The following is a 10,229-nucleotide window of genomic DNA, read 5'->3' as shown; positions in this document are numbered from 1 at the left end:
TTCTGCTCGGAGTATTTTTCCGAATGCCGGTTTGGCGGCGCGGATGCTGGTTCTACGGCGGCGAACGTCAATTTAATCCAGCCTCGCGAGAAGCGCAAAGCATTTAACACGATGAAGCGCGGACTCGACCGTACTTGTCGTTATTGTCATACCACCTTAGGGCTCGCCCTTAGGGCCTGCCCGTGATCCAACGGCACGGGCGATCATGTACCATCGGCGAAAATTGCAACAGGGCGTTGACAATGAATACAACAGCAGACGTTTCAACGTATTAGCACAAGCCTGTTTCATCGCCGCGACTGAATAAAAGTCTTAACGCGTAGAACGGGAGGGGTTTTAACCATCGTTAATTGTTTAGTGAATGACTGAATGCGAGGGTTTTCCCTTTCCCTTTCCCTTTCTCTTTTCCGCTGTCGTTTATAAAATCCGCTGCTTTCAACGTTTTGCGGTTTTGCGTCAACGCAGGTCCCGCTCCATCGAACCCGACAATGACCCAAACTCCCGGCCAAGAACCTCCCGCTCAGGACCCCCCGAAGAAATCCCGCACCCGGCGCATGGCGCCGACCATGGCGCGGTTCGTCGCCATCTCGTGGCGCGACCTAGCAATATCGTTCGGACCGATCCTGCTGATCAGCGCCGCCGCGATCTATCTCGCCGTGCGGCTGATCCAGCCCGCGCCGCCGAATACGCTGACGATGTCGGCGGGGACCAAGGGCAGTTCGTTCTGGAACGACGCGCAGCAGTACAAACGGATCCTGGCGCGCAACGGCGTCACGCTGAACGTGCTGGAGTCGCAAGGTTCGCTCGATAACCTGCAAAAACTCGAAGACCCGAAGCAGAACGTCGATGTCGGCTTCGTGCAGGGCGGCATGTCGGCGCCCGGCGCGCCGGACAAACACGAGGATCTGGTTTCGCTCGGCAGCGTCGCGTATGTGCCGCTGGCGGTGTTTTATCGTGGGCCGGTGCTGACGCGGCTTTCAGAATTGAAGGGGAAGCGGCTCGCCATCAGCACCGAAGGCAGCGGCACGCGCGCGCTCGCGCTGGCGGTGCTGAAGGCGAATGGCATCGAGCCGGGCGGAGACACCGAATTGCTGCCGTTGAGCGGGGACGCGGCGGCCAGCGCGCTGATGGACGGGAGTATCGACGCTGCATTTCTCACCGGCGATTCCGCGCAACCGCCGACCATGGGCAAGCTGTTTCGCACGCCCGGCATGCATTTCTTCGATTTCACCCAGGCCGACGCCTACGCGCGGCGCTTTCCGTACCTGAAGGTGATCGTCCTGCCGATGGGCGCCCTCGATCTGGCGAAGAACGTGCCGCCGCATCCCATCCACCTGATTGCGCCGACCGCCGAGCTGATCGCCCGCGACGGTCTGCATCCGGCGCTGTCCGACCTGCTGATCGAAGCCGCGAAAGAGGTGCACGGGCGCGCCAACCTGTTGCAGGCGGCCAACGAATTCCCCGCGCCGCTTCAGCACGAATTTCATATCAGCGACGACGCCGAGCGTTACTACAAGTCGGGTAAAAGTTTCCTGTACCGGACACTGCCGTTCTGGATTGCGAGCCTGGCCGATCGCGTGATCGTGCTGCTGGTGCCGATCATCGTGGTGCTGATTCCGGGGTTGCGACTCGTGCCGGGTCTGTACAGATGGCGAGTTAAATCGCGGATCTACAAGATTTACGGTGCGCTGATCGGCATTGAACGCGAGGCCATGAGCGACCCCGAACCGGCCCAGCGCGAGGCGCTGATCGAGCGGGTGGACGGCATCGAGAACACGGTCAACCAGATGAAGATGCCGCTCGCCTACGCCGACCAGTTCTACGTGCTGCGCGAGCATATTGGCTTTGTGCGGCAGCGGCTGACCATCGCGCAGGCGGCCGCACTCGACGCGCAGGCAGACAGCGTTCAGCACACCACGTAATATCGAAAGAAGAAACAACGGTAGCCGGTGTGACGGCCACCGCGACGAGCCACGCACCAGGGAGATTCATATGAGCGCCTCGCCTTCCATCGATCCGCGCCAGCCGTACTTTTTTTTCGATTTCAACTCTCCCTTTTCGTATCTGCTGCTCGAACAGCATGAAAAGTGGCCGAACATACCGTTCGAGATCCTGCCGATCGACTACCTGAAGCTCCTCAAGCACTGGGGCCAGCCGATGCCGGGCCTGATTCCGTCGAAGCGCGTATTTATGTATCGATACGCGCTCTTTCGCGCCGAACAGCTCGGTATTCCGTTCAAAATGCCGCCGTCGCATCCCTTCGATTCCAGCAAGGCGCTGCGTTTGGCGGTGGCGGCGGGCGGCGAGATTGGCTGTATCCGCGAGATTTTCCGGTTCATCTGGAAGGAAGGCCGCGATCCGTCAACCGAGCAGGGTTTCGACGATCTCTGTCACCACGTGGGCCTGCCCGATGGCGCGAAAATGATCGAGCTTGAGGACGTCACGGCGAAATTGCGGGCAAATGTCGAGCGAGCGGTCGAACTCGGCGTCTTCGGCGTGCCGACGTTCGTGGTGAACCAGCAATTGTTCTGGGGCGAAGACACGCTTCCCATGGTGCTCTACGTCGCCCGTTCGCCAAACTGGCTGGAGGGCGCGGAAGTGCAGCGGATCAGCAACTTGCCGCGGACCGCGCCGGCCGTATAAGCGGCACGCAGTGACGTTCGGCAAGATCGCCCGCGCTGTTCGGCCGGCGGGCCCTATCCCACGCATAGCATGCACGCTATGGCGTGAGCGCTCGGCCGGGCTTAATGTGGCGCATTCCGTAGCGCATTCTCGACCGGGCGTGCACAGCGCCTGATCGTCCCGCCACGCATTGCTACGCAACACCCAGCCAAGGGTCCACCCGAAGACCGCGCTCTCTCTATGACCAATCCCATCGATCCCGCCGACTACGCCAGCTCCGCCCCTGATTCCCTCGACATCTGGCTGATCCGCGTGCTGCAAACGCTGCTGACCGAGCGCAGCGTCACGCAGGCCGCGCTGCGCCTGGGGCAGACGCAACCCGCCATCAGCACGGCGCTGCGGCGGCTGCGCGAGCTGCTGCACGACCCTATTCTCGTGCGCGGCAAGCAGGGCATGGTGCCGACCGAGTATGGCGCGTCGCTGCTGCCGGCGGTGCAGCGCACGTTGCGCGAGGTCGAGTTTGTCGCCACGCCGCATGGCGCTTTCGATCCCGTCACGTCACGGCGCACGTTCCGGGTCGCCGCTCCTGATTACCTGAACGACTTTTTCATGCCGACACTGATTCGCGCGTTTCGCGTGGCGGCGCCCAACGCGCGGCTGGAGATCGAATCACTGACGCCGACGCTCGACCACGAACGCGCACTTGATGAAGGCGATCTCGATCTGGTTATCGGCAACTGGGAAAATCCCGAGCCGCGTTTTGCGCGCCGCGATCTTTTCACCGACAGCTTCGTGTGTCTCATGCGCCGCGGCCATCCGCTCGCACGCGAACCGCTGACGACGGCCCGCTATGCCCACGCCGCGCATCTCGCGCCCACCACGTATAGCGGCGCGAAGCGTCATCCTATCGATATAGGCCTTGCAGGCGCGGGCATCCGGCGACGCATTGTCACGACCATTCCGTACTTCGGGCTCGTGCCGCAAGTGCTGCTGCAATCCGACCTGATCTTCACCGCCACGCGACGCTTCGCGCTGCATTACGCGGCGCTGCTGCCGCTGGTGGTCATGGAATCGCCGATCGAGTTTCCGCCTATAGCAAGTTATCTGATGTCCTTGCCCGAAGTCAGCCGTCCCACCGATCTCGCCTGGTTGCAGGCGCTGACGGCCGATGTCTCCATGGAGTTGACCGGGCAGCCCGCAGGCGAAGAAAACCGGTAAAATTTTCTCGTTCCACAGCTCGTTGTGGGCTCGGTGCAAATTCTTCTCCCGCAATGCAAAATCCCGCAAACCCTTCTCCGACAAGCCTTTCCGCTATTCTGCGGGTCCTGAAAAAGCGTCCGGCGAATAACGGCCGCGCCCAACCTATGGGAGAATCACGCTTCTTCAGCGATATCAACCCCGCACTTACCCCAATGTCCACCGAAGCTCCGCTGTCCCGCCGCGCCGATCTAGCCATTACCGGGCGGATCATCTCGGTCGTTACGTTCACGTTCATTTGTTACCTGACCATCGGCATACCGCTCGCGGTGCTGCCGGGTTTCGTGCATACGGATCTAGGCTATGGCTCGGTCATGGCTGGCGTGGCAATCAGCGTCCAGTACTTCGCAACGCTCGCCTCGCGGCCGCTCGCCGGGCGCACGGCGGACACCATCGGGCCGAAGCAGACCGTGCTGTACGGACTGACCGCCTGCGCGATCAGCGGCGTGCTGCTGCTCAGCGCGGCGCTCGCGTCGCAATGGCACGCGGTAAGCCTGGGGTTGTTGATCATCGGCCGTCTTGTGCTTGGCTTTGGCGAAAGCTGGGTCGGAACCGGTGCGATCACGTGGGGAATTGGACGCGTTGGAACCGGCAGTAGCGGACGCGTGATCTCGTGGAACGGCATTGCCACGTATGGCGCGCTGGCTATCGGCGCTCCGCTTGGCGTGGCGATGGAACGCTCGATCGGCTTTGCGTCGCTGGGCGCGTTCGTGATCGCGCTGGGCGGCCTTGGATATTGGCTTGCCACGCGTATGGACGCGGTTCCGATCGTGCATGGCGAGCGCATGTCGTATCGCAGCGTGTTCTTTCGCGTGCTGCCGCATGGCATGGGCCTCGCGCTCGGATCGGCGGGATTTGGATCAATCGCCACGTTCATCACGCTGTTTTATGCGGCGCATAACTGGCCTGACGCAGCGCTTTCGCTGACCGTGTTCGGCACGATGTTCGTCGGTTCGCGGCTTTTGTTTGCCAACACCATCAAGGTCTTCGGCGGCTTTCGCGTGGCTATTGTGTCGTTTGCGTTCGAATGCGTCGGCTTGCTGATGCTCTGGCTTGCCGCCGATCCCGCCTTCGCACTCGCGGGCGCCGCGCTGACCGGCTTTGGCTTCGCGCTGATCTTCCCGGCGCTCGGCGTGGAAGCAGTCGGACTTGTGCCGCCGGCCAGCCGTGGCGCGGCGTTGTCGGCGTATTCGGTGTTTTTAGATCTGTCGCTGGGCGTGACAGGGCCGCTGGCCGGGTATATCGCAGGCGAGTTCGGATTCAGCTCGGTGTATCTGTTCGCTGCGGTTGCGTCGGCGGCGGGCGTGGCGTTGACCGTCGCGATGTATATACGAACGGGGCGCGGCGTGGGCGGAGCAGCGACCGCCTAAGAAACCGGGTTGCCCAACCGATGACAAACGTCCGCTTCCGCGGACGTTTTGTTTGGCGGGCTCGAACGGATGAGGGAGGACCCGAAGACGGCGGTCAACATTCCCCATGCCATAATTTCTGGCCGCTATGCTTCGATAGCAATCGCCCCGTTTCATGAGCCCGTCGACCATGTCCAACCTGCTTTCCCGCCATTTCCTCAGCATGGCCTATAACAACGCGTGGTCGAATCATCGCTTGTTGAAGGCTTGCGCTTTGTTGAGCCAGGCGGATTTCGTCGCGCATCGAACAAGCTTTTTCCCGTCGATCAAGGCAACGCTCAACCACAATCTGACCGTCGACTGGTTTTACATCGATGCGCTCGAACGCGAGCAACGCAACGAGCCGCCCCATCCGCAGATCATGTCTTTCTTCGAGCCGGAAGAACCCTTCGATACCTGCGCCGACCTGCAGCGTGAGCAACGGCAGGCGGACCTTAGGCTCATCGACTACTGCGCCCATCTCACCGATAACACCCTCGAACGCCAGGTCACCCTCCTGCGTCCGCGCGCAAAACAGCAGGAAACGCGTGCCCGGTTGCTCGGACATGTGTTCCAGCATCAGATCCATCATCGTGGGCAAGTGCATGCGATGCTTGCCGGAACGCCGGTCGAACCGCCACAACTCGACGAATTTTTCTGCAATATCGATACCGAACTTCGCGCCGCCGACCTCGCCGAAATGGGCCTGAGCGAAGCGGCTGTCTGGGGATAAACGAAGCAATCGGCACTTTCCCCCGATCCGTGCCGCTTCTCATTCAATCCCCGTCGCCGCGCCGCTTGTCTTAGAATCGGCCCTTGGTCCCAACTTCTGCGCACTATGAACACGACATCGGAGGACCGCTGGCGCGACTTGCGCCCGGACCCGGACAGTGACACCCCGCTTTATCTCCAGCTCGCCCGCAAGCTCGGCAACGCAATTCACGACAATCGCTGGAATGCGGGCGAAGCGCTGCCCTCGGAACGCGTGTTGTCGGAGGCGCTCGGGGTATCGCGGATCACGTCGCGTAAAGCGATCGCGCTGCTGGTCGAGCAAGGGCTGATCCGACGCACGCAAGGCGCCGGTTCGTTCATCACGCCACGCTATGAAGATCCGCTGTCGCGGCTCTCGAGCTTCAGCGAAATGCTGCGTCGACGCGGTTTTACCCCCGGTTCGAAGTGGCTCTCCCGCGTGATCGAGCCTGCGAATCGCGATGAAGTGATCCAGCTCGGGTTATCGCCGGCGGCTGCCGTGACACGCTTGCGCCGCTTGCGCACGGCCGACGGCATTGTGATGGCGGTCGAGAACTCCACCTTTCCTGCAGCGCTGATCCCGGACCCGCAGGCCGTTGGCGATTCGCTTTATAGCTTCCTGGAACAGCGCAACCTGTCGATCGTGCGAGCCCTGCAGCATTTCCGCGCGGTCAACGCGAGCGATGAGATCGCCGAGCAAATGGGCATTGCACCGCACGACGCGCTGCTGCTGATCACGCGCGTGGGTTATACGGCGGACCAGCGCCCGATCGAACTCACGGATACTTATTGCCGCAACGACTACTACGATTTCGTCGCGGAACTGCGCAAGTAGCCAGTCTTCACCACCAACGCGGCTGGTCAGACCCGATGGGCACCGGTGGCGAGTTCCAGTAAGGCGGCGTCAGCGACATGCGTTCAGGCGGCTGCGTGCACGTCAGCGATCCGAACGGTGAAGCGATGGTTTGCAGCATGTCGCGGACATCGTCGAGTTGAGGATCGGGCACGGTCTGACCGTCTTCGACCAGTCCCATCGATTGCAACCAGCGCCCGGTGCGCGCCAGCGACACGCGCACATGCCAGCTTCCGCCTTGTGTGGCGCGCCGTTGCAACGCGATCATCGCGCCGAATGCCGCGAGATACCCCGTGGCGTGGTCCAGCGCCTGACACGGTAGGTGCCGAGGTTGCGTTTGACCCGCCGCCTGCGCTTCTGTCCACGCGATGCCGCTCGCCGATTGCACGAGGCTGTCGAAGCCACGCCGTTGCGACCACGGGCCTGTGTGCCCATAAGCCGATATCGTCACGTACACGATGCCCGGACGCTGTCGCGCGGCTTCTTCGGGTCCGAATCCGAGCGCCGCCAGCGCGCCGGGTCGATAACCTTGCAGGAACACATCGGCATCTTTCAATAACGCGCGCAGCGATTCGCGGCCGCTTTCTTCGCGAAGGTCGAGCGTTGCCGAACGCTTGCCGCGGCCGTTGTCGATCACTAACGGCGGAATGTTCGGCAGATGCGGACCGTTGATGAGCAGGACATCGGCACCATGCTCGGCGAGCGTGCGCCCGGCCACCGGACCCGCGATGATGCGGCTCAGATCCAGCACACGGACGCCTGACAAAGGCCGTTGCGGCTCGTCGCGGCCTATTGCTTCCAACGGTGCATCGTCGAGTTTGATTATTTCCAGCAGCGGTATTTCCGCGATTGCCTGAGCCTGCGGCAAGCTCGCCCATTCTTCCGGCGTGCGGATCAGCGCGGCGCACAGACCGGCATCGGCGAGCGCCTCGTCCAGGCTTGCGCCGTCCCAATGACGGATGGCCTGCGTGACGCCAGCGTGGTCATTCGCGCAACCCAGCAGCTTCACCACCCCGTCCCGATGATGCTTGAAGTTCGTATGAAGCTGGATCCAGCGGCCGTCACGCGTCTCGTAGAAGCCCATCAGCGGATCGCGCAACTCCGGCGGGTTATCAGCGCCAATGCGCAAATAGCGCTCGCTGCGAAACGCGATGGCCGCACGCCGGGTGTAGATGTGCACGTCTTGCTGCCGCCCCGTGCGATGCCCGTAACATTCGGCCGCCGCTAACGCCGACGCGCCCACGCTCGCCGCCGCCAACGCGCTCACCCGATACGCCGACGGCAGTAGCAGTTCATCGCCGCTGACCGTGAGGTGGTTCAGCGCCTTAGGGTCTGCTTGCGCCAGACGCCAGAGTTCTTCGACAGCTTTCATCGTCATGCTCCCTTTCAATGCTGTATGCGTGGCCTTCGGGGTCCGCGCTTCGACCCTCGCTTGATATGGACCGCCGATGCTCCGATCGGTTTCAAGCGTAGACCAATCGGCCCGTCGATTGCTATGAAGATCGGCACGCTATCCCTGCGCACATCCACGTAAAATCACGGCACTCCCTCCGCCGGCTTCCTTCATGCCCGACACAATCCGCTCGAACGTTACGCCCACACCCTCTCCCCAATCGCTCACCGTCATGTTGTGGCTGGTCGCCACGGGTTTCTTCATGCAGACCCTCGACTCGACCATCGTCAATACGGCCCTGCCGGCCATGGCCCGTAGCCTCGGTGAGGCGCCGCTACGCATGCAAGGCGTGGTCATTGCGTATTCGTTGACCATGGCGACCGTCATTCCGTTTTCCGGCTGGCTGGCCGACAAGCTCGGCACGCGGCACGTGTTCTTCAGCGCGATCCTGATCTTCACCATCGGCTCATTGCTTTGCGCGAATGCTCACTCGCTCATGCAACTGGTGATTTATCGCGTGGTGCAGGGGGTGGGCGGCGCGATGCTGCTGCCCGTCGGGCGCCTCGCATTGCTACGCGTGGTGCCGGCCGAACGGTATCTCAGCGCGATGTCGTTTGTTGCCATTCCGGGGCTGATCGGGCCGCTCATAGGACCAACGCTCGGCGGCTGGATCGTGCAGATTGCCTCGTGGCACTGGATCTTTTTGATCAACGTGCCGGTGGGCGTGATCGGCTGTATTGCCACTCGGCTCTTCATGACCGATAGCCGCAACCCGGCCACGGCTCCGTTCGATCTCGCCGGTTATCTGATGCTCGCGGTCGGCATGGTCGCGCTGACCATTTCACTCGATGGCCTCGCCGATCTCGGCCTTCAACACGCCATCGTGCTCGTGTTGCTTGTGCTGAGCCTGGCGTGTTTTGTCGCTTACGGACTGCACGCCGTGCGCGTTCCGCAACCAATCTTCTCGCTCGATCTTTTCAAGATCCATACGTTCAGCGTCGGCTTGCTCGGCAACTTGTTCGCGCGCATAGGCAGCGGCGCGATGCCGTATCTGCTGCCATTGCTGCTGCAGATCAGTCTCGGTTATTCCGCGTTTCAAGCCGGTCTCATGATGCTGCCCGTGGCCGCTGCCGGGATGCTGTCGAAGCGCATTGTGACGAGCCTGATCATGAAGCGCGGGTATCGGCAGGTACTGATGGTCAACACGGTGCTCGTCGGCCTCACGATGGCAAGTTTCTCCCTCACCAGCGCCGATCAGCCTCTTTGGCTGCGGCTCGTGCAACTGGCGTTTTTCGGCGGCGTCAACTCCATCCAGTTCACCGCGATGAACACGCTCACGCTGAAAGACCTCGGGACCGGCGGCGCCAGCAGCGGCAACAGTTTGTTCTCGCTCGTGCAGATGCTCTCGATGAGTCTCGGCGTCACCATCGCCGGCGCGGTGCTCGCGACCTTCACTGGGATTCTGCCCAAGGTCACCGCGACGAATTCGCTGCCCGCCTTTCACGCGACCTTCCTCTGCGTCGGCATTATTACGGCTGCCTCAGCGTGGATCTTTGCTCAGCTCGGGCCGGAGATTCGTGCCATCAAGACCACGAAAACTGATCCGTCGGAAGCGCATTAAAACGCTGGAGTTGTGACTTGGCTTTGCGCTCGTCACGCATCGCTCGGGGTGCGTCGCATTCTGTCGCGCCATCTCGACTCATCGCGGCGTGCGTGCCGCACTATGAGAGTGCACGCGGCCCTCGCCCCTTCGCTGCGATAAAAACCGCCGCCGGGCCCTAGCCCCAGCCGGGGCCGGTTTCGGCGGGAATATCTCAATTTTCAGGCAAATGCGCATATTTCTTGCTCTTCAGGGAGCGGCCCTATCCTGTAAACTAGTACTTTCCCGATGTTTACTCCCACTCGAGCCGCGTTCGAACGCCTGCCAAAACCACCATGAGCATGGTTGATCTCGACCCTCCCCGCT

The 10,229-nt window shown here is 61.9% G+C and carries 9 protein-coding genes; 8 read left to right on the top strand and 1 reads right to left on the bottom strand.

Annotation, left to right across the window (positions count from 1 at the left end; translation table 11 throughout):
• From JWR14_RS32645 to JWR14_RS32615, 7 genes are all read left to right on the top strand, one after another.
• Nucleotides 1-186: hypothetical protein (locus JWR14_RS32645; RefSeq protein WP_299717699.1), on the top strand; the 186-nt coding region annotated here is incomplete at its 5' end.
• 368 nt (nucleotides 187-554) lie between these two features.
• Nucleotides 555-1,922: a TAXI family TRAP transporter solute-binding subunit gene (locus JWR14_RS32640; RefSeq protein WP_299717701.1), complete on the top strand. Its 1,368-nt coding sequence runs from the start codon at nucleotides 555-557 to the stop codon at nucleotides 1,920-1,922.
• A 70-nt stretch (nucleotides 1,923-1,992) separates the two neighbouring features.
• Nucleotides 1,993-2,643 (top strand): 2-hydroxychromene-2-carboxylate isomerase, encoded by a 651-nt coding sequence (locus tag JWR14_RS32635; RefSeq protein WP_299717696.1) that lies wholly within the window; start codon nucleotides 1,993-1,995, stop codon nucleotides 2,641-2,643.
• Between the two features lie 219 nt (nucleotides 2,644-2,862).
• Entirely contained in the window at nucleotides 2,863-3,840 is a 978-nt protein-coding gene (locus JWR14_RS32630) for a LysR family transcriptional regulator (RefSeq protein ID WP_299717694.1), read from the top strand.
• Nucleotides 3,841-4,034: 194 nt separating this feature from the next.
• A complete protein-coding gene (locus JWR14_RS32625) occupies nucleotides 4,035-5,249 on the top strand; it encodes an MFS transporter (RefSeq protein ID WP_299717692.1) in 1,215 nt (404 codons plus the stop codon).
• A gap of 169 nt (nucleotides 5,250-5,418) precedes the next feature.
• Nucleotides 5,419-6,000 carry a DinB family protein gene (locus JWR14_RS32620; protein ID WP_299717690.1) on the top strand — a complete coding sequence of 194 codons (582 nt, stop codon included), beginning with the start codon at nucleotides 5,419-5,421 and terminating at the stop codon, nucleotides 5,998-6,000.
• Between the two features lie 105 nt (nucleotides 6,001-6,105).
• Nucleotides 6,106-6,852, top strand: coding sequence for a GntR family transcriptional regulator (locus JWR14_RS32615; RefSeq protein ID WP_089166381.1), 747 nt, complete (start codon nucleotides 6,106-6,108; stop codon nucleotides 6,850-6,852).
• Between the two features lie 7 nt (nucleotides 6,853-6,859).
• Here the strand turns inward: JWR14_RS32615 and JWR14_RS32610 are convergent, their stop codons facing one another.
• Nucleotides 6,860-8,248 carry a CoA transferase gene (locus JWR14_RS32610; protein ID WP_299717686.1) on the bottom strand — a complete coding sequence of 463 codons (1,389 nt, stop codon included), beginning with the start codon at nucleotides 8,246-8,248 and terminating at the stop codon, nucleotides 6,860-6,862.
• 187 nt (nucleotides 8,249-8,435) lie between these two features.
• Between JWR14_RS32610 and mdtD the strand changes: the two genes are divergently transcribed.
• Nucleotides 8,436-9,884, top strand: coding sequence for a multidrug transporter subunit MdtD (mdtD, locus tag JWR14_RS32605; protein ID WP_299717684.1), 1,449 nt, complete (start codon nucleotides 8,436-8,438; stop codon nucleotides 9,882-9,884).
• Nucleotides 9,885-10,229 lie beyond the last annotated feature (345 nt).

Source organism: Caballeronia sp. (genome assembly GCF_028292365.1).
In the GTDB taxonomy this organism is placed as follows: domain Bacteria; phylum Pseudomonadota; class Gammaproteobacteria; order Burkholderiales; family Burkholderiaceae; genus Caballeronia.
Note: the sequence above shows the minus strand (reverse complement) of the source record. Positions and strands in the feature narration are given on the sequence as shown.

Excerpts from the sequence above, each read along its gene's own strand:
- JWR14_RS32640 (WP_299717701.1), top strand. The coding sequence starts at position 555 with ATGGCGCCGACCATGGCGCGGTTCGTCGCCATCTCGTGGCGCGACCTA.
- JWR14_RS32635 (WP_299717696.1), top strand. The coding sequence starts at position 1,993 with ATGAGCGCCTCGCCTTCCATCGATCCGCGCCAGCCGTACTTTTTTTTC.
- JWR14_RS32630 (WP_299717694.1), top strand. The coding sequence starts at position 2,863 with ATGACCAATCCCATCGATCCCGCCGACTACGCCAGCTCCGCCCCTGAT.
- JWR14_RS32625 (WP_299717692.1), top strand. The coding sequence starts at position 4,035 with ATGTCCACCGAAGCTCCGCTGTCCCGCCGCGCCGATCTAGCCATTACC.
- JWR14_RS32620 (WP_299717690.1), top strand. The coding sequence starts at position 5,419 with ATGTCCAACCTGCTTTCCCGCCATTTCCTCAGCATGGCCTATAACAAC.
- JWR14_RS32615 (WP_089166381.1), top strand. The coding sequence starts at position 6,106 with ATGAACACGACATCGGAGGACCGCTGGCGCGACTTGCGCCCGGACCCG.
- JWR14_RS32610 (WP_299717686.1), bottom strand. The coding sequence starts at position 8,248 with ATGACGATGAAAGCTGTCGAAGAACTCTGGCGTCTGGCGCAAGCAGAC.
- mdtD (WP_299717684.1), top strand. The coding sequence starts at position 8,436 with ATGCCCGACACAATCCGCTCGAACGTTACGCCCACACCCTCTCCCCAA.